Below are 18,977 nucleotides of genomic sequence, written 5' to 3'. Positions count from 1 at the left end.
GACATACAAAGCTGGGGTAACCGGAGTGCCGACAATCAGGCAATTGCGGGCATCCGTGGACAGCGCTACCTTAGTGGCTTGTTTTTTGTTTGGCAAGCCGCGATGACCTCCGTCAAAAACGATAAAAATACCCGCACAACGGGCCGCCCGACCCTCAATGAAGTCGCCCGACTGGCAGGCGTCAGCCCTATTACAGCCTCGCGCGCATTGCGCGGCATCAGCAGTGTGGCCACCGAACTGGCCGAAAAAGTGCGCCAAGCCGCCGCCGACCTGAACTACGTGGTCAACCCCGCGGCACGTGCCTTGGCCTCGGCCCAGAGCCATTCGGTGGTGGTTTTAGTCCCGTCGTTGTCCAACCTGCTGTTTATCGACACCCTCGAAGCCATCCATTCGGTATTACGGCCCAAGGGTTTTGAAGTCTTGATCGGCAACTTCCATTACTCGCGTGACGAAGAAGAAGACCTGCTGCGCAACTACATGGCGTACCAGCCGCGCGGGCTGCTGCTGACCGGGTTCGATCGCTCTGAAAGCTCACGGCGCATGATCGAGTCCAGCAATGTGCCCTGCGTGTACATGATGGAACTGGACGCGGGCGCCGGACTGAACTGCGTAGGGTTCTCCCAGTTGGAAGCGGGCGAGACCGCCGCGCACCATTTGATTTCCAGCGGCCGTCAACACCTGGCTTATATAGGGGCACAACTCGACCAACGCACCTTGCTGCGCGGTGAAGGCTATCGGCGCGCGCTGCAAGCCGTCGGCCTTTACAACCCGGACCTTGAGGTGCTGACGCCACGCCCTTCATCCGTGGGGCTGGGTGGCGAGTTGTTCTTGCAGTTGATAGCCGCACACCCGCAGGTGGATGCCATTTTCTTCGGCAATGACGACCTTGCCCACGGCGCCTTGCTGGAAGCGGCGCGGTTCGGGATCAAAATCCCTGAACAAATCGCCATGCTGGGGTTCAACGACCTGCCCTCTTCCGAGTTTATGGTGCCGCGGCTCAGCAGCATTCGCACGCCTCGCGAAGCCATTGGCCGTCGTGCGGCGGAACAAATGCTGACCCTGATGGCGGGTAATCGAGTCGCCAATCCTGTGCAAGACATGGGGTTTGAATTGATGGTGCGCGAAAGCAGTTAATCCTTAACCGGCCCAAAAGCGGCAAGCGGGCGGCAAGGTTTCTCCGCCCGGCCTTGCCGTTGACCGCCAGGCCCCGCGCGGGACGGGGGTGAGCGTGCCCGGCATGCTAATTGCTCGATAAGTGGCTATCGACGATTTGAACAGGGCTCACGCATGCTAGTTACTGCGCAAAACACCTCGACCCTCCTGAAGACCCAGCGCCCGGACCTGGACCCTGTCACAGGGGCCGCCAGCGCGCTGTACAACGGTCAACTGCAAAACAGCCAGCCGCTGACCAATATTCAAGCCACGCCGACGTCGGCGGCCGGCAATGCTCAGGCCGATAACGTCAACGCCGCCTTCGCCAAAACCCGCGTGCTGTTGCAGGCCAGCGTGCCTGAAACCGCTGCCACCCAAGGAACTGCCACCCAAGCCTTCAAGGACTACATGGACACGCCTGTGGCGGAGCGCATTCGTGAACAGTTTTTGAAGGAAATGGGCCTGACCGAGGACGACGTAAAAGCCATGCCGCCCGAAAAGCAGCAAGCGATCAACGACAAAATCAGCGATTTGATGCAACACAAAGAAGCCCTCAAACACGCTGAAAGTGCCCGACACAAACAAGAAGAGCAGGTTTAGCGCTTGCCTGTCATCGCTGACAGGCAATGTGAAAGACCGGTTAGTGCAACTGCAACGTGGCGTTGAACTGGCTGATAGCGTCTACCACGTGCCTGGAGCCTTGCTGAATCTCCAGAATCGCCACCCCGGCTTCATTGGCCAGTTCAACGCCCAATCCTGTTCGGCTCAGACTCGATTGCATGCTGTTGACGGCATTAAGGGACAAGTCGTGGTTCTTGCGCACCACTTCTACTATTTCCACAGTTGCCGCACTGGTGCGCGCGGCCAGGCTTCTGACCTCATCGGCCACCACGGCAAAACCCCGCCCATGCTCTCCGGCACGCGCCGCTTCAATGGCCGCATTGAGTGCCAGCAAGTTGGTCTGATCGGCGATGCTGCGAATTGTTTGCACAATCTTGCCGATGCTGTCCGATTGCTTGCTGACCGCATCGATGCTCTGCGCTGCCTCGTTCAGGTCCTGGGAGATGGCCTCGATGATTTGCACCGTTTGCTGAACCACCTCAGAACCTTTCTGCGCACTTGCATCGTTTTGCACCGAAGTGGCATGGGCTGATTCGGCCGCTGTTTGCAGGTTGGTGACTTGAGCCGTGATATCACTGGCGAATTTCACCACTTTGTATAAACGGCCCTTGGCATCGAAGATCGGGTTATAGGAGGCCCCAAGGAACACCTGACGGCCATATTTATCGAGCCGCTCAAATCGTCGCGAGTGCACTTCGCCGCGGTTGAGTGACGCCCAAAATGCCTTGTACTGCGCCGACTCTCGTTCGCTCGGCGTGCAAAACATGCCATGGTGCTGGCCCACAATCTCTGCCAACGAATAATGCATGGTGTTGAGAAAGTTCTGATTGGCGTTGATTACGCAACCGTCCGGCGAAAACTCGATTAGCGCCATGGAACGACTCAAGGCGTTCACGATGCTTTCGTTCTCATGTTCGGTGTGGATACGTTGCGTGATGTCCGCCGCCACTTTGATCACGCTGCTGACCTGTTTGTCGGCGCCAATGATCGGCATATAGCTGGCCTCAAGCCAGACTTCACGGCCGCTTTTATCGAGTCGCAGGTAAGTGCCACTCATGGCTTCGCCCTCACCCAGCGCGCGCCAAAATCGTGCGTACTCTTCGCTTCGGGTGTAAGGCTCTTCGCAAAATAGGCGGTGATGCTTGCCGCGTAGCTCTTCGACGGGATAACCCATGACCCGGCAAAAATTATCGTTGGCATCGAGAATAGTGCCGTCGGGGGCAAATTCGATGATGGCCATGGAGCGACTGATGGCCATTACCTTGGCCTTCATTTCCTCGAGTGAACAACTCAGGCGTTGATTTTCAAGCAAGTCAGCTTTGCGATGTAAATCGAACATGGCTCAATCCCTGGAGATGCTGTCTATTGATACGTCATAGGCTTCAAGACACAACAAACCATCAGCTTGCAAGGCTCATGCCGCTGGAGCCAGGCGCACCTCGGGGGATTCAAGCATTCGTTATTCGCGCCCCGTAATTAATGAGCATAGCCAGCCAATGAAGGGTTGCAAGCAAAAGGCCATCAATTTGCGGCGCACCGCCCATTTTGCAAAACGTTCCCAAACGGACGATGCGGGATGCGCCACAGGCCTTTGTATATACTGGCGCCCGACTTCTCCACCGATAGTTCCCACATGACCACCCTTGTCTACAGCCTGCTCGATGCGCCTTTATGGCCATTGATGAACAAGTTTTACCGCCACCATCAGTCGTCAATGAAAGCGGTCAAAGACGCGCAAGTGTGGGTGGCGCGGCAAGAAGAAATCATCGCCGGGCTGTGCCTGCGACCTGTGGCAAACGGCTATTGGTTGACGGGTGTGTTTGTCGCGCCCGAGTGGCGCAAACAAGGTGTCGCGGCGACGCTGATTGATCGCGCGGTGTCGGCCTGCGACGGGCCGGTCTGGTTGTTTTGCGACCCAGGGTTGCAGGGCTTTTATGAAAGGTTGGGGTTCTCGCTCGATACCCGACTGCCCCATGCCTTGCATGAGCGGCTGGTGCGTTACCAACGTAACAAAGCGATGGTCGCGCTGGGGATCGGCATGTAGTCGCTGCCTCAACAAAAACGAGGCAGCCACCACAGAGGCAGGACGTTTACTCCAGCGTGCCAGGCTCCAGCTCCGGAAATAGCACCTCGATATAACCGAACTTGCTGAAGTCCTTGATCCGCGACGGGTACAGGCGGCCAATCAGGTGATCGCATTCATGCTGCACCACCCGTGCGTGGAACCCTTGCGCTTCGCGCACAACCGGTTCGCCTTTGGGCGTAAAGCCCTCGTAGCGGATCCGTTGGTAACGCTCCACCGCGCCGCGCAAACCCGGCACCGACAAGCACCCTTCCCACTCCTCTTCGACCTCCGGACTCAACGGCGTGATAAGCGGATTGATCAGAATGGTCTGCGGCACCGCCTCGGCATCCGGGTAACGCTCACTGTGTTCGAACCCGAAAATCACCAGTTGCAGATCCACCCCGATTTGCGGCGCAGCCAGACCGACGCCACCGGCATGTTCCATGGTTTGCAACATGTCATCGATCAATTGCCACAACTCGGGCGAGTCGAACATGTCATCCGGCACAGGTTTGGCGACCTGCAGCAGACGTTCATCGCCCATTTTCAAAATTTCACGAATCATAGTCAGGCTTCATCTGAGGGGGATGTAAGGGAATGGTCGCGGCCAAGGCCGGAAACATGTTGCTTGGGATTGGGATCGTCCGCTTCATCGAACGTTTTCTCACCCGGGTCCTTGCCTTCGGCGGACATGTGCTCGATCACTGCGTTCATTTCTGCCCCCAGTAGCAGCACGGCTGCCGAGATGTAGAAATACAACAACAGCACGATGATTGCCCCGATGCTGCCGTACATGGCGTTGTAATCAGCGAACGTCTTGACGTAAAAGGCAAACCCCAACGACGCGGCGATCCACACCACCACGGCCAATACCGAGCCCGGTGTAATGAAACGAAACTTCTGTTCGACATCGGGCATCACGTAATACATCACCGCCACGGCAACCATCATCAGCAGCACGATCACCGGCCAGCGCAGGATCGTCCACAGCGTCACCACAAATTCTTCAAGCCCGACCTGCCCCGCCAGCCAGCTCATCACTTGCGGGCCCAGCACCATCAACGCGGCGGCAGCCAGCAACATGCCCGCAAGACCGATGGTGTAAAAAATCGACAGCGGCAAACGCTTCCAGATAGGCCGCCCTTCTACCACGTCATACGCCGCGTTCATGGCGCTCATCATCAGGCGCACACCGGCCGAGGCGGTCCACAAGGCAATCACAATACCCACCGAGAGCAAACCGCCCTTGGACTGTTGTAACTGGTCGATCACCGGGTTGACCTGTTCCAGCGCCTGCGGCGGCAATACCAGTTCGGATTGCAGGCGCAGCCAGCTGAAGAAGTCCGGCAGGTGCAAAAAGCCGATCAGCGCGATCAGAAACAGAATGAACGGGAACAACGAAAACAACATTTGATAGGCCAACGCAGAGGCGTACGTCGACATCTCATCGTCAATGAATTCCTTGACCGTACGGATCAACACTTTGCCCAACGGCAGGCCATTCAAGACCGGAAATAACATAGCGTCTCCTTTCGCCGCTCAATGAGAGGGTTTACAAGCCATACAACAACTTCAGGTGGGGGTTTTACCTCAAAAGTAGTCGAGTTGGCGACTTTGGAAACAGGTCCGCGCCCAACGTGTAAAAACGGCCATCACTGGATGGCCGTCATTTATTTCTTCAGGCAAATCAATTGCCCTCAGGATCCAGCGCTGTTCAGGCTTTGTCGACGGTCTTCTTGACCGCATCCTTGGCCTTGCCCACCGCCTGCTGGCCTTCGCCTTTCACTTCCTGGGCTTTGCCTTCTGCGCGCAGTTTGTCGTTATCAGTGGCTTTGCCAACCGTTTGTTTGACATTGCCTACTGCTTCGTTCGCCATGCCTTTGATCTTATCGCCAGTGCTGCTCATGGGATTTCTCCTAGTGAAATTTCGGATGTCATTAACTCGACATTAGGATTGACCTGACGCTTTACGGAGGAGTTTCATTTATTTTCTGTGGGTCATTTCATCGCCCGGCGCAGGTTGGGCTTTATGTTTGCCCGCGAACCCCCGAGAATGCGCGACGTATTCAGGCTCAGGCGCTGAAGATCCAGAAAGACAGGAAGGTTATGAAACTCGATAAAAAGCAGGCCATTGCTCGCAGAAACCAGGCACTTGGCGGTGCAGTGATCGGCGTTAACAACGGTCACTTCGCCTCACTCAACACCAACAAGAATATTTGGTGGTTCGACATCCCACTGGCCCGTCTGGCCGTTGGTCAGTACGAATGGGTGCACCTGCTGCTGCACACGCCGAGCACTGATGAACTGCTGCACCTGAAAGTGACCACGGCGTTTCTGCGCGAGAAACGTGAAGGCATGGTGGTACGCGCCACCCACAAGCGCACGCCGACCATGAGCCTGGAACTGAGCGCTGACAAGGATTCGTTCTTGCAGGACGTACGCCCGACCGGCACGGGCGTGAACTTCGCCCAGTTCTTGCAAAAGTAACCCGTTGCACAAACGACAAAGCCCCGCATGGCGGGGCTTTGTCGTATTCGGGCGGTTACTTTTTCAGGCCAAGCTTTTTCAGTTCTTCGTCACGCAACTCGCGACGCAGGATTTTGCCCACGTTGGTCGTAGGCAATGAATCGCGGAATTCAACGATTTTCGGCGCCTTGTAAGCCGTCAGGTTGGCACGCATGTGCGCCATCACTTGCTCCTTGGTCAGCGTCATGCCCGGCTTGACCACGATGAAGACCTTGATCAACTCGCCGGTTTTCTCGTCCGGGATGCCGATGGCCGCTGATTGCAGCACGCCCGGCAGCGAGGCCATCACGTCTTCCAGCTCGTTGGGGTACACATTGAAGCCCGAGACCAGGATCATGTCTTTCTTGCGATCGACAATGCGCATGTAGCCGTCCGGCTGGATGATGGCAATGTCACCCGACTTCAACCAGCCTTCGCTGTCCATGATTTCGTCGGTGGCGTCAGGGCGCTCCCAGTACCCTTTCATGACCTGCGGGCCCTTGATGCAGAGTTCGCCCACTTCACCCAGCGGCAACTCTTCACCGGCATCGTTGATGACTTTGCACAGGGTCGACGGGACCGGAATACCGATGGTGCCGACCTGGATGTTCTGAATCGGGTTGACCGACGCCACTGGGCTGGTTTCGGTCATGCCGTAGCCTTCGCAGATCGGGCAGCCGGTCACGGCTTTCCAGCGTTCGGCCACGGACAACTGCAAGGCCATGCCGCCCGACAACGTGACTTTAAGCGCGGAGAAGTCCAGCTTGCGGAATGCTTCGCTGTTGCACAGCGCCACAAACAAGGTGTTCAGGCCCACGAAACCGCTGAACTTCCATTTCGACAGTTCTTTGACCATGGCCGGCAGGTCACGGGGGTTGCTGATCAGCACGTTGTGGTTACCGATCAGCATCATCGCCATGCAGTGAAAGGTGAACGCGTAGATGTGGTAAAGCGGCAATGGCGTGATGAGGATTTCGCAACCTTCATTGAGGTTGGAGCCCATCAGCGCCTTGCACTGCAACATGTTGGCGATCAGGTTGCGATGGGTCAGCATCGCGCCCTTGGCCACGCCGGTGGTGCCACCGGTGTATTGCAGCACGGCCACATCGCTGCTCGGCGGGTTGGCATCCCTGACCGGCTGGCCGTGCCCTTTGCTCAGCACATCGTTGAACTTGATGGCATTGGGCAAGTGATAGGCCGGCACCATTTTTTTCACGTACTTGATGACGCTGTTGATCAGCACGCGCTTGAACGGAGACAGCAGGTCGGCCACTTCGGTGATGAATACGTATTTGACGGACGTTTGGGGCACGACTTTTTCGGCCAGGTGCGCCATGTTCGCCAGACACACCAGCGCCTTGGCGCCCGAGTCATTGAATTGGTGTTCCATTTCCCGCGCGGTGTACAGCGGGTTGGTGTTGACCACGATCAAGCCGGCGCGGATGGCTCCGAACACAGCGATGGGGTATTGCAGCAGATTAGGCAGTTGAACAGCGATGCGATCGCCGGGTTGCAAGTCAGTGTGCTGTTGCAGATAGGCCGCAAAGGCACCCGACAATTCGTACAGTTCACCGTAGGTGATGGTTTTGCCAAGGTTGCTGAACGCCGGTTTGTCGGCGAAGCGTTGGCAAGATTGTTTCAGTACCGTCTGGATATTTGGATATTCGTCCGGATTGATTTCAGCAGCAATCCCAGCTGGGTACTTATCCTTCCAAAAGCCTTCAAACATGGAAGCCCACTCCTCAGCGACGCGAATTCTTCACCGCATTTGATGCGGTTATTATTTGTTTGATTTTTATAATTGATAACTCTGGCTTTTTACTTACCGAGAAGTCACAAAGCGCGCCGAGAGTAGCAGCTTTGCCAAAGGCCGCCTAGAGCCAAAAGTGGGCTTCAAAGTAACCAACCTGACTGTAGGACAATCCTAAGTCATCATTAGAATAAAAACTCAATATCGTTCAAACCCCTTCTATTCCGGGCCTCTCCGGGCGGAGGCGGCATGCAGGTCTTATTAATGGAGACGAATAAAAACGCCCGTTCACGTCGCGTAAACGGGCGTTTGTCGCCTGGTTGAACGAATCAGGCGATATCACGCAACTCACGGCGCAAAATCTTGCCCACCGGGGTCATGGGCAATGACTCGCGCAGCACGATTTGCTTGGGGACTTTATAACCGGTGAAGTTGTCTTTGCAGTAGGCCTTGAGTTCTTCAACCGTGACGCCGCCCTCACGTGCCACCACGAACAATTTGACCGCCTCCCCGGTGCGCTCGTCCGGGACACCGATGACCGCACAGTTCGCCACTTTCGGATGAGCCATGACGATGTCTTCGATTTCGTTGGGGTACACATTGAAACCGGACACGATGATCAGGTCTTTTTTGCGGTCCACGATGCGCACGAATCCGTCCGGGTCAATCACCGCCACATCGCCGGTTCTGAACCAGCCTTCGGCGTCGAGTACTTCCGCGGTGGCTTGCGGATTTTGCCAGTAGCCTTTCATTACCTGCGGGCCCTTGACGCACAACTCGCCTCGCTCCCCCACCCCGAGATCGACCCCGTCGTCACTGATGACTTTCATCGCAGTGCCCGGCACTGGCGTACCCACCGTGCCCAGCCGTGCCAACGAACCACACGGGTTGGCGCTGGCCACCGGCGACGTTTCGGTCAGGCCATAGCCTTCGACGATGCGGCAACCGGTGAGTTTCTCCCACCGTTCGGCCGTGGCCTTGACCAAAGCCGTACCGCCGGAGTTGGTGACTTTAAGCCCGGAGAAGTCCAGCGCCTTGAAATCCGGGTGATCCATCAACGCCACGAACAACGTGTTAAGCCCCAGAAACGCCGTGAAGCGCCAGTTGCTCAGCTCTTTGACAAACCCCTTGATGTCACGCGGGTTGGTAATCAGTACGTTGTGGTTGCCGGTGACCATCATGCACATGCAATTCGCGGTGAAGGCATAGATATGGTAGAGCGGCAACGGCGCGATCATGATTTCGCGTCCGTCGCGCAGGATCGACTGCCCCTGGGCGTCATGCTGCGACAGGCACGCTCGCACTTGCAGCATATTGGCAACCAGATTGCCGTGGGTGAGCATCGCGCCTTTGGGCAAACCGGTGGTGCCACCGGTGTATTGCAGCACGGCAATGTCATCCAGGGTCGCGTTCAGGGCATGAAGCGGCTGACCGGCGCCACGGTGCAAAACGGTTTTGAAAGACACCGCCTGCGCCACGTTGTAGGCCGGTACCAGCTTTTTGACTTTGTCGACCACCAGGTTAGTCACCCAGCCCTTAACCGCGGGCATCATGTCGCCCATTTTGGCTTCAATCAGGTAGTCGATCTCGGTGTCTTGCAAGACTTCCTGCACCCGCTTGCCGAACATGTTCAAGTACACCAGCGCACGAATACCGGCGCTTTGGAACTGATGGCGCATTTCACGGGAGGTGTACAGCGGGTTGGTGTTGACCACTACTAACCCGGCACGTAGCGCACCGAATACCGCGATGGGGTATTGCAGGATATTGGGCATTTGCACCGCAATGCGGTCACCTGGCTTGAGGTCGGTGTGCTGCTGCAAATACCCGGCAAATGCCGCACTGTGACGCTCAAGCTCGGCATACGTGAGGGTCACCCCCAAATTGCTGAAAGCGGGCCGGTCGGCGAATTTCTTGCAGGAGCGTTCAAACACATCCACGACCGACGTAAAAGCCGTCATATCGATGTCCAGCGGTACACCGGCGGGACGTTTGTCATTCCAGAAATCAGGTTGCATTGTTTTTATCCTCTTACCTGAGCCAGTCTGGCCGCCTCTTTCATGCACTAAAAAGCGGAACCTGCGGACGTTAACAGTTCTCAAGTAGTAGGCAAATACAGCGATCTTCGCCATTTACATCTTGAATTGTTTTGCTGCGACGCCGCCGGTTGAGTGGCCAGCGCGCAAATGCGCTATACACTGCTACGACTCGCGAGGAAGGACTCACCATGACCACGGACAGTTTTTGGCTGGATGCAAATGACCGCACCGGTCTTTTCGTCAATCGCTGGCTGCCCGCTGGCGCAGCGAAAGCCATTGTGTTGCTGGCCCATGGCATGGCGGAACATGGCGGGCGCTATGCACGGCTGGGGGACGCCCTGTGCGGTGCCGGTTTTGGGTTGTACGCCCACGATCAGCGCGGCCACGGCAAGACCGCCGAGCGCGGCACGCCGGGCTATTTTGCCGGTCACGACGGCTGGTGTGCCGTGGTCAGCGACGTGGCCACCCTGCAACAGCACATCAATCAGGCACATCCCGGTGTTCCGGTGTTTTTGCTGGGGCACAGCATGGGCAGTTACGTCGCTCAGTCTTATTTGCTGCACCACAGCGCCAGCCTGCACGGCGCGATCCTCAGTGCGTCGAACTTCCAGCCGGCCATGCTCTACCGCGCGGCCAGCCTGATTGCCCGCTTTGAACGCTGGCGCCAGGGGCCAACGGGGCGCAGTGCGCTGATCGACTGGCTGTCGTTCGGTTCATTCAACAAAGCCTTCAAGCCCAATCGCACCCGCTATGACTGGCTCAGCCGCGACCCTGGCGAGGTCGATGCCTACGCGGCAGATCCGTTGTGCGGGTTTCGCTGTACCAACCAGTTCTGGATCGATCTGTTGGGCGGTTTGCAGCAAATCAGCACACCCGCGAACCTGTCGCAGATCGACGCGAGCCTGCCAATACTGATCATTGGCGGGGAATGTGATCCGGTCAGTGCAGGCAAGCGTCTCACTGACTTGGCCAATGCCTTGCGCCAGTCGGGCAATCAGTCGGTACAACTGAAGGTGTACCCCCAGGCGCGGCACGAACTGTTTAATGAAACCAATCGCGATGCGGTGATGGCCGACGTGATTGCCTGGCTCGAACAGGCACTGACTCACCCACGGCCCGCGCGCAGCGAATGAACACCCAACATCATTAAAAAAGTTATTAGAATCAAAAACTTGCAATTAAAACCGGCACAGGACATGCGCTCGATGACTCAAGTTACCAACACCCCGTACGAAGCTCTCGAAGTCGGCCAGACGGCCAGTTACAGCAAAACTGTGGAAGAGCGTGACATTCAACTGTTTGCGGCCATGTCCGGCGACCACAACCCGGTCCACCTTGACCCGGAGTTCGCCGCGGCAACCATGTTCAAGGAGCGCATTGCGCACGGCATGTTCAGCGGCGCCCTGATCAGCGCGGCCGTCGCCTGCGAGTTGCCCGGCCCCGGCACCATTTACATCGGTCAGCAAATGAGCTTCCAAAAACCGGTGAAGATTGGCGACACCCTGACCGTACGCCTGGAAATCCTGGAAAAACTGCCAAAATTTCGCGTCCGTATTGCCACCCGCGTATTCAATCAGCGCGACGAACTGGTGGTGGACGGTGAGGCCGAAATCCTCGCCCCGCGCAAGCAACAGACCGTCACCCTGCCCACCTTGCCCGCCATCAGCATTGGCTGAATGACACGCATAAAAAAACGCCGGACAACCGGCGTTTTTTCATTTCAGCCTGTACTTAAGACTGAGCACGCGCCTGATTGCGCAGCGCTTTCACCTGATCGTGATTGCGTTGTACGCCGTGATACTGGCGCTCTACCAGGTCACGGATACCCAGCAGGTTATGCTTGGTGATTTTCTCAAGGGCTTCTTTGTAAGCCTTCAGCGCATGGTCTTCACCGCGCTCGGCTTCGTTCAGCACAGCCTCTTCATCCTTACCGGTAAACATGGACTTCACGTCCACCCAACGGCGGTGCAAATCACCGGCAACGCTGGTGCTGGTCTCCGGGTCGCCGCCAAGTTTGCGCACTTCTGCCTGAAGTTCAGCGGCGGCGGTTGCGCAATCAGCGGAACGCTTGGCAAACAGGGCTTTGAGTTCAGGGTGCTTGATGTCTTCTGCACAGGTTTTGAAACCTTCCTGGCCGTCTTTGCTGGTTTCGATCAGATCGTTCAAAACTTTGATGGATTCTTTATTGATGTCAGTCATTGTTCAATTCCTTACAAGGTTGAGGATCGTGCAATTGAGATTGCATGGCCCGTGCCAGACTTTTAATTTTTATAAAACCCTTTAAAAACAATGACTTAATAATTAACTGAACTTCTGTATCCGGTTTTTTTGCATGATCTGTCAATTGGCCTGCATGCAGAATGCCTGTATTTTCCAGATCAACGTTTCACGCCAGAAAAGGCCGAACCATGAACCCCGAAAAACTCGAACTGCTGGTAACCCGCGAAATGCCGTTCGGCAAATACAAAGGCCGGCTCATTGCTGACTTGCCCGGCCAGTACCTGAACTGGTTTGCCCGCGAAGGTTTCCCCCATGGAGAGCTGGGTGGCTTGCTGGCCTTGATGCAAGAGATCGATCACAACGGGCTGTCCGATCTGCTTGACCCGTTGCGCGCCAAACACGGAAAACCCAAACCTCGCCATTGACAGAGCGCCCCCTATGCCAAGGATTGAAGACAACGCCCGCGACGAACACTTCTGGCACGCCATCGCTCAACGCTACGACGTGGCCCCCGGCCCGATCAATCTTGAGAACGGCTACTTTGGACGCATGACTCGCGGCGTCGCGCAGGACTACCAGCGTCAGGTCGACTTTATTAACCGCAGCAACTCAGTGCACGTGCGTCAGCGCTTCGACGACACGCAAAGCCTTGAAATCCGTGCTCACTTGGCCGATGTGCTGAAGGTCGAGCCCGCCAGTATTGCCCTGACCAACCGCGCGTCGGACGCCTTGCAGTCGCTGATCCGCAACTACACAGGCTTGCAGCCCGGTGACCAGTTGCTGATCTGCGACCTCGAATACCACAGCGTCGAATACGCCATGCGCTGGGTGGCACAGCAACGCGGGCTGGAGATGATTGAAATCACCCATGCCCACCCCGCCACGTACGAGAGCCTGCTCAACGGCTATCGAGAAGCCTTTGCGCAACACCCGCGCATCAAACTGATGGCCCTGACCCACGTCACCCATCGCACAGGGCTGGTGATGCCGGTGCAGGCGATTATCGAATTAGCGAAAGAGCATGGGGTCGATGTCATTCTGGACGGCGCCCACGCGCTGGGGCAGATCGACTTCGACCTGTCGGGCATGGGGGTGGCATTTGCCGGTTTCAACTTGCACAAGTGGATCGGTGCGCCATTGACGCTGGGCTTTATGTACATCGACCCGCAGCGGTTGGCCGACATTGCGCCGGACATGGGCAGCCAGCACTACCCGGAACCGGACATCCGCAACCGTGCCCCATACGGAACACCCAACATTCCGGCGTGGTTGAGCCTGCCCAAAGTGCTGCAAGAACACCTCGACCTGGGAGGTTCCAGGGCCAAGGGCGAGCGCCTCAAGGCCCTGCGCGATCTGTGGGTGGGTGAAGCGCGCACGCTGCCGGGTATCGAAGTGCTGACGCCCGACGACCCGCGCCTGTATTGCGCCATCACCTCGTTGCGCTTTACCCACCTGGACGATCAGCAGCCGATGGTCGAGCGCCTGCTCAAGGACTACAACCTATTGATTGTGGCGCGTAATGGCTCGGCGTGCGGCAGTTGCATTCGCATCACCGTGGGCATGGCCACGACGCAGGATGACATCCATCAATTGATCCGGGCGTTGCGTGAGCTGGCTGTGGGCTAACAATCGCGCCTCACGGCAAAACACACAGGCAAAAAAAAGGTGCGCCGACCAAGCGCACCGAAAAACCGTAGAACACACAACACATTCGTGAAACAACCCTCAGTCCAGCAGCGCCAGCGCCTCCGCTGTGCATTCCTGGATGCGGGCCCAATCGCCGTTTTTGATCCACTCGCTGTCGAGCATCCAGCTGCCGCCTACACACATGACGTTTTTAAGCGCCATGTAACTGCGGATGTTGGCCGGGCTGACGCCCCCGGTCGGGCAAAACTTCACTTCACCGAACGGCCCGCCCAGCGCCTTGATGGCGGCAACGCCACCGCTGACCTCGGCTGGGAACAATTTGAAACGGCGATACCCCAGCCCGTAGCCTTCCATGATCCCCGACGCATTGCTGATACCCGGCAGCAGTGGAATGTCGCTGGCCACACTGGCTTGCAACAGGTCGCGGGTGATGCCCGGCGTGACGATGAATTGCGAGCCGGCTTCTTCGGCTGCTGCCAGCATATGGCGGTCCAGGATGGTGCCAGCGCCCGTCACCAGCTCCGGGCGCTGGTCGCGCAGGATGCGAATCGCCTCCAGCCCGAACTCCGAACGCAGGGTCACTTCAAGGGCATTGAGACCGCCCGCGGCCAGCGCATCGGCCAGCGGCAAGATGTCCTGCTTACGCGCAATGGTGATGACCGGCAGGATCCGGGCCTTGGCACACAGCGCATCGATCAGGGCGACTTTCTCAGCCATCGAAACGTTCGGGGTGGTTGTTTGCATGGCAGCTGATCCTTGGCTCATGGGCACCAGTAAATCTCTAACGTAGGTTGCAGAAAGGCTCGAATCGGCAGGGCAGCAACATCATCGCCAGCCAACGCCGTGTTAAGGGTGTTCAATTTGGCCGGCCCCTGAATCGACAGCACAGTGTGCTTTGCACTGCTCAGCAGGCTGCGACTCATGCTCAGGCGCTGATGCGGCACGGTCGGCGCCAGCATCGGCCAGCAGCGGCGCTGGTTATTGAGGTCCAGTGCGCTGGCCAGATTCGGGCTGTCAGGGAACAGCGAGGCCGTGTGACCGTCATCGCCCATGCCGAGGATCAGCACGTCAATTGGCGGTAACTCGGCCAACTGGCGATCGGCCTGCTGCGCGGCCTCTTCCAGATTGGCCGCCACGTTGTACAGCCCCACGAAGCGGGCCTTGGCTGCAGGGCCTTGCAGCAGGTGTTTTTTAAGCAAGCCGGCGTTGCTGTCGGCGTGTTCAACCGGCACCCAGCGCTCATCGGCCAGGCTGACCACCACGCGCGACCAGTCGACAGGCTGTTTGATCAGGCTGTGAAAAAACGCTACCGGGCTGCGACCGCCCGACACCACCAGCGTGGCCGTGCCTTGCTGTTGAATCGCGTCGGTCAATTGCACGGCCACAGCCGCGGCCAGTTCATCGGCCAATACCGCCGGTGATGTGAAGGTGTGCGCAATGACGCCTTCAGGCAGTTTCAAATCAGATATCGCCATACCAGGACCTCCCGTCTCGGGTAATCAGGGCAATGGAACTCATCGGTCCCCAGGAGCCCGCCGCGTAAGGCTTGGGCGCATCGCCAGACTTCTTCCAGCCGGCGATCAACTGGTCGCACCATGTCCATGCCGCTTCAATTTCGTCTTTGCGCACAAACAGGTTTTGGTTACCGCGCATGACTTCCAGCAACAGACGCTCGTAAGCGTCCGGGACCCGAGCACTGTGATACGTGTCGGAAAAATTCAATTGCAATGGCCCGCTGCGCAGTTGCATGCCCTTGTCCAGGCCCTGATCTTTGGTCATCACGCGCAACGAAATGCCTTCGTCCGGTTGCAGGCGAATGATCAGCTTGTTGCCGATTTGCAGACGCTGCTCCGGGGCGAAGATGTAGTGCGAAGGTTCTTTGAAATGGATGACGATCTGCGACAGCTTTTGTGGCATGCGCTTACCGGTGCGCAGGTAAAACGGCACACCCGCCCAACGCCAGTTGCGGATATCAGCCCGCAGCGCGACGAAAGTTTCGGTGTCGCTCTGGGTGTTGGAATTTTCTTCCTCCAGGTAGCCCGGCACCGACTGCCCTTCGCTGTAACCGGCGATGTACTGGCCGCGCACCACTTGGGTGGTGAGACCCTCCGGGGTAATCGGCGCCAGCGCCTTGAGCACTTTGACCTTCTCGTCGCGAATGCTGTCGGCCGAGAGGTCCGCAGGCGGGTCCATCGCGATCAGGCACAACAGCTGCAACAGGTGATTCTGGATCATGTCGCGCAGTTGCCCGGCCTTGTCAAAGTAGCCCCAGCGCCCTTCGATCCCGACCTTCTCCGCCACGGTGATTTCCACGTGGGAGATGTAACGCTGGTTCCACTGGGTTTCAAACAGGCTGTTGGCAAAGCGCAGGGCGATCAGGTTTTGAACGGTGTCTTTGCCCAGGTAATGGTCGATGCGGTAGATGCGGTTCTCGGGGAAGAACTGCGCCACGGCGTCATTGACCTTGCGCGAGGATTCAAGGTCCGAGCCGATCGGTTTTTCAAGCACCACGCGGGTGTTTTCAGTCAGGCCAACGCGGGACAGGTTTTCGCAAATGGCCCCGTACACCGCCGCCGGGGTGGCGAAATAGGCGATCAAGCGTTGTGCGGTACCCGCCTGTTCGGCCAGCGCCACGTAATCGTCAGTCTTGAGAAAGTCCACATGCAGGTAGCTCAATCGGGCCAAAAAGCGGCCGATGGCTTGATCTTCGATTTCCTTGTCGCCCACGTACTGGCGCAACTGGCTGTCAATATGGGCCAGATGCGTGAGTGCGTCGCCCGGCTCGCGAGCCAACGCCAGAATCCGCGTGTTGTCATGCAGCAAACCGGCGCGATCCAGTTGATACAAAGCAGGGAACAATTTGCGCAACGCCAGATCGCCAAGGGCGCCAAACAAGGCAAAGGTGCACGGTTCAACCGTAATCGAAGACATGATGTTGGTTCTTTTATCAAGTTAAGCTACAAATACCTTTTTTCAAGGCATCACTCAAGGAGAAATGTAGTAATAAACACAACATTTTCTCTAAATGCAGATTGCTACTAGTGGTGGTATCGGGCCAACAGTAGGATAGGCCACCTTTCAGCGCCGCATTCGCATGCGGCTCTTTTGCATCGACGCCCCAAGGAACATAAATGGACCGCGTGCGCAATCTACTCGAACAAATCAAAGGCCGCCTCGAAGAGCTGAACAAGGCCGAGCGTAAGGTGGCCGAGGTCATTCTGCAAAACCCGCAGCAAGCGACCCGCTTCAGCATTGCGGCGCTGGCCCAGGCTGCGTCGGTCAGCGAGCCGACCGTCAACCGTTTCTGCCGCTCGTTCGGCGTCAGCGGTTACCCCGAGCTCAAGCTGCAACTGGCGCAAAGCCTGGCCAGCGGCGCCGCGTATGTCAGCCGTGCCGTGGAAGCGGACGACAACCCCGCCGCTTACACCCAGAAAATTTTCGGCAGCGCCATCGCCTCGCTCGACAGCGCGTGCCAGGCGCTGGACCCCAATCTGATCAGTCGCGCCGTAGACCTGTTGATTCAGGCCCGACAGATCCACTTTTTCGGCCTGGGTGCTTCGGCCCCGGTAGCGCTGGATGCACAGCACAAGTTTTTTCGCTTCAATTTGGCGGTGACGGCCCACGCCGACGTGTTGATGCAACGCATGATTGCGTCGGTGGCCCACACGGGCGAGCTGTTTGTGATTATTTCGTACACAGGGCGCACCCGAGAACTGGTTGAAGTGGCGCGCATTGCACGGGCCAATGGCGCGTCTGTGCTGGGCTTGACGGCTGAAAACTCGCCCCTGGCCAAAGCCAGCACCTTGAGCCTGAATATTCCGCTGCCCGAAGACACGGACATCTACATGCCCATGACGTCGCGCATTATCCAGCTGACCGTGCTGGACGTGCTGGCCACCGGCATGACCCTGCGCCGTGGCGTCGACTTCCAGCCGCACCTGCGCAAGATCAAAGAAAGCCTCAACGCCAGCCGTTACCCGGTGGGCGATGAGCTGGAGTAAGCGCCGGGCCGGTCAAGTCCAAGCGCGAGCCGCAGGCTCATCAGGCATGACATAACCCCGCCCGGGCATGCAGGCTCAAATGCGCTTGCTCACCCGGCGCCAGGCTCTGGTGCCGGGTGCCACCACTGGTGGATTCGACACACACAAACCCCATGACTTCACTCCAACTGACGCCCAATAGCGGCCGTTTGCCGGGGTGCCACACCACGGTGTTGCCGCTGTCGCCTGTATCAATGCTCAGCGCACGCTGCCAGGCATGATCGTTGAGTTGCATTTCACCGTCGTGGTGAAACACGCGCTGGCAACCGCCTTCCACCCGCAACTCGCCTTTTTGTTCGCACGGTTCACGATTCAACTGGTCATAACCCACCACCCCGTCCAGCCCGGACAGCGCTACCTCAGCAACGTCACCAATACGCCAATAGGCGCGCAGTGCCTGACTCATGTGGCAAGGTGCGTCGTCCTGGTGTTCGGTACTCAGGCGCAGCGTCATGCTTTCACCCAAGCGGGCGTGCAGGTCCACTTGCCAGTCGCACAGTTGCAAACGCCAGTGCAGGCTCACGCCTTCGTCGTCGGCATGACTGTCCAGCAACTTCCAGTCAATCAACCGCGCCCACCCATGGGACGGCCAGGCATTTTCGCTTGGATGACGGCCATACCAGGGCCAACAGATCGGCACACCACCGCGAATGGCGCCCACCTGCGGCCATTTCGCCGCGCACCACAGCCAGGGCTTTTGCCCCGTCGGTTTGAAGTGCAACAACTGCGCGCCCTGACGGCTGAACACGGCCTGACAATGCGGGTGATCGATTACCAGCACGTCGCGCTGCTGAAAGCGCTCCCACTGAAAGACGGGCTGTTCACGTTTGGACTTGAAAAAGCGATGAAGCGGATGCTCGTGCATGTGCCGCAATCCTGAAAAATCATGCGTCGGGTTGGGTCGACCCGAAAAAAAGCGGATAGCCAAGGCTACCCGC

At 57.7% G+C, this 18,977-nt stretch carries 19 protein-coding genes and 2 pseudogenes; 9 read left to right on the top strand and 12 right to left on the bottom strand.

Annotated elements, in window-relative coordinates; all coding sequences use genetic code 11:
• Positions 1 to 102: 102 nt before the first annotated feature.
• A complete protein-coding gene (gene gntR / locus TU74_RS10510) occupies positions 103 to 1,134 on the top strand; it encodes an HTH-type transcriptional regulator GntR (RefSeq protein ID WP_047277012.1) in 1,032 nt (343 codons plus the stop codon).
• Between the two features lie 153 nt (positions 1,135 to 1,287).
• Entirely contained in the window at positions 1,288 to 1,752 is a 465-nt protein-coding gene (locus tag TU74_RS10505) for a hypothetical protein (protein ID WP_048376398.1), read from the top strand.
• Positions 1,753 to 1,792: 40 nt separating this feature from the next.
• On the opposite strand, the pseudogene TU74_RS25095 reads toward TU74_RS10505, so the two are convergent.
• Together TU74_RS25095 and TU74_RS25090 are read right to left on the bottom strand one after the other, a co-directional pair.
• A pseudogene (locus TU74_RS25095) lies at positions 1,793 to 2,224 on the bottom strand (methyl-accepting chemotaxis protein); the annotation flags it as partial.
• 117 nt (positions 2,225 to 2,341) lie between these two features.
• Positions 2,342 to 3,013, bottom strand: a pseudogene (locus TU74_RS25090) (PAS domain-containing protein); the annotation flags it as partial.
• Positions 3,014 to 3,406: 393 nt separating this feature from the next.
• Between TU74_RS25090 and TU74_RS10495 the strand changes: the two are divergent.
• Positions 3,407 to 3,817: a GNAT family N-acetyltransferase gene (locus tag TU74_RS10495; protein ID WP_048376394.1), complete on the top strand. Its 411-nt coding sequence runs from the start codon at positions 3,407 to 3,409 to the stop codon at positions 3,815 to 3,817.
• 46 nt (positions 3,818 to 3,863) lie between these two features.
• Here the strand turns inward: TU74_RS10495 and def are convergent, their stop codons facing one another.
• The 3 genes from def to TU74_RS10480 all read right to left on the bottom strand — a co-directional run bounded on the left by def (position 3,864) and on the right by TU74_RS10480 (position 5,744).
• Positions 3,864 to 4,403 carry a peptide deformylase gene (gene def / locus TU74_RS10490; protein WP_047277019.1) on the bottom strand — a complete coding sequence of 180 codons (540 nt, stop codon included), beginning with the start codon at positions 4,401 to 4,403 and terminating at the stop codon, positions 3,864 to 3,866.
• Between the two features lie 2 nt (positions 4,404 to 4,405).
• Positions 4,406 to 5,359, bottom strand: coding sequence for a YihY/virulence factor BrkB family protein (locus tag TU74_RS10485; protein WP_047277021.1), 954 nt, complete (start codon positions 5,357 to 5,359; stop codon positions 4,406 to 4,408).
• A gap of 193 nt (positions 5,360 to 5,552) precedes the next feature.
• Entirely contained in the window at positions 5,553 to 5,744 is a 192-nt protein-coding gene (locus TU74_RS10480) for a CsbD family protein (RefSeq protein ID WP_047277023.1), read from the bottom strand.
• A gap of 200 nt (positions 5,745 to 5,944) precedes the next feature.
• Here TU74_RS10480 and TU74_RS10475 point away from each other — a divergent pair, with 200 nt between their 5' ends.
• Entirely contained in the window at positions 5,945 to 6,325 is a 381-nt protein-coding gene (locus tag TU74_RS10475; protein ID WP_047277025.1) for a hypothetical protein, read from the top strand.
• Positions 6,326 to 6,380: 55 nt separating this feature from the next.
• Here the strand turns inward: TU74_RS10475 and fadD1 are convergent, their stop codons facing one another.
• On the bottom strand, positions 6,381 to 8,072 hold the full coding sequence (fadD1, locus tag TU74_RS10470) for a long-chain-fatty-acid--CoA ligase FadD1 (protein WP_047277026.1): 1,692 nt from the start codon (positions 8,070 to 8,072) through the stop codon (positions 6,381 to 6,383).
• 350 nt (positions 8,073 to 8,422) lie between these two features.
• Positions 8,423 to 10,111: a long-chain-fatty-acid--CoA ligase FadD2 gene (gene fadD2 / locus TU74_RS10465; protein ID WP_048376392.1), complete on the bottom strand. Its 1,689-nt coding sequence runs from the start codon at positions 10,109 to 10,111 to the stop codon at positions 8,423 to 8,425.
• 209 nt (positions 10,112 to 10,320) lie between these two features.
• Here fadD2 and TU74_RS10460 point away from each other — a divergent pair, with 209 nt between their 5' ends.
• Together TU74_RS10460 and TU74_RS10455 are read left to right on the top strand one after the other, a co-directional pair.
• A complete protein-coding gene (locus TU74_RS10460) occupies positions 10,321 to 11,265 on the top strand; it encodes an alpha/beta hydrolase (protein ID WP_048376390.1) in 945 nt (314 codons plus the stop codon).
• Positions 11,266 to 11,337: 72 nt separating this feature from the next.
• On the top strand, positions 11,338 to 11,808 hold the full coding sequence (locus TU74_RS10455) for a MaoC family dehydratase (protein ID WP_047277033.1): 471 nt from the start codon (positions 11,338 to 11,340) through the stop codon (positions 11,806 to 11,808).
• A 55-nt stretch (positions 11,809 to 11,863) separates the two neighbouring features.
• Here TU74_RS10455 and TU74_RS10450 read toward each other — a convergent pair whose 3' ends face one another.
• On the bottom strand, positions 11,864 to 12,331 hold the full coding sequence (locus TU74_RS10450; protein WP_047277035.1) for a ferritin-like domain-containing protein: 468 nt from the start codon (positions 12,329 to 12,331) through the stop codon (positions 11,864 to 11,866).
• Between the two features lie 209 nt (positions 12,332 to 12,540).
• Between TU74_RS10450 and TU74_RS10445 the strand changes: the two genes are divergently transcribed.
• Positions 12,541 to 12,777 carry a DUF3820 family protein gene (locus TU74_RS10445; protein WP_047278153.1) on the top strand — a complete coding sequence of 79 codons (237 nt, stop codon included), beginning with the start codon at positions 12,541 to 12,543 and terminating at the stop codon, positions 12,775 to 12,777.
• Between the two features lie 13 nt (positions 12,778 to 12,790).
• Positions 12,791 to 13,978 carry an aminotransferase class V-fold PLP-dependent enzyme gene (locus TU74_RS10440; RefSeq protein ID WP_048376388.1) on the top strand — a complete coding sequence of 396 codons (1,188 nt, stop codon included), beginning with the start codon at positions 12,791 to 12,793 and terminating at the stop codon, positions 13,976 to 13,978.
• A 99-nt stretch (positions 13,979 to 14,077) separates the two neighbouring features.
• Here the strand turns inward: TU74_RS10440 and TU74_RS10435 are convergent, their stop codons facing one another.
• The 3 genes from TU74_RS10435 to zwf are packed head-to-tail and all read right to left on the bottom strand — an operon-like array spanning position 14,078 to position 16,930.
• Positions 14,078 to 14,743: a bifunctional 4-hydroxy-2-oxoglutarate aldolase/2-dehydro-3-deoxy-phosphogluconate aldolase gene (locus TU74_RS10435; RefSeq protein ID WP_047277040.1), complete on the bottom strand. Its 666-nt coding sequence runs from the start codon at positions 14,741 to 14,743 to the stop codon at positions 14,078 to 14,080.
• 17 nt (positions 14,744 to 14,760) lie between these two features.
• Positions 14,761 to 15,474 (bottom strand): 6-phosphogluconolactonase, encoded by a 714-nt coding sequence (gene pgl, locus TU74_RS10430; RefSeq protein ID WP_047277042.1) that lies wholly within the window; start codon positions 15,472 to 15,474, stop codon positions 14,761 to 14,763.
• Complete coding sequence (gene zwf, locus TU74_RS10425) at positions 15,461 to 16,930, bottom strand: glucose-6-phosphate dehydrogenase (RefSeq protein WP_047277044.1); 1,470 nt, start codon at positions 16,928 to 16,930, stop codon at positions 15,461 to 15,463. The genes pgl and zwf overlap by 14 nt, the downstream gene beginning before the upstream one ends.
• A gap of 209 nt (positions 16,931 to 17,139) precedes the next feature.
• Here zwf and TU74_RS10420 point away from each other — a divergent pair, with 209 nt between their 5' ends.
• Entirely contained in the window at positions 17,140 to 18,000 is an 861-nt protein-coding gene (locus TU74_RS10420) for a MurR/RpiR family transcriptional regulator (protein WP_169835829.1), read from the top strand.
• A gap of 40 nt (positions 18,001 to 18,040) precedes the next feature.
• On the opposite strand, the gene TU74_RS10415 is transcribed toward TU74_RS10420, so the two are convergent.
• On the bottom strand, positions 18,041 to 18,904 hold the full coding sequence (locus tag TU74_RS10415; RefSeq protein WP_047295019.1) for a D-hexose-6-phosphate mutarotase: 864 nt from the start codon (positions 18,902 to 18,904) through the stop codon (positions 18,041 to 18,043).
• Between the last annotated feature and the right edge of the window lie 73 nt (positions 18,905 to 18,977).

This window comes from Pseudomonas lundensis, assembly GCF_001042985.1.
GTDB classification, from domain to species: domain Bacteria; phylum Pseudomonadota; class Gammaproteobacteria; order Pseudomonadales; family Pseudomonadaceae; genus Aquipseudomonas; species Aquipseudomonas lundensis.
This window is presented reverse-complemented; position numbering and strand designations above follow the sequence as displayed.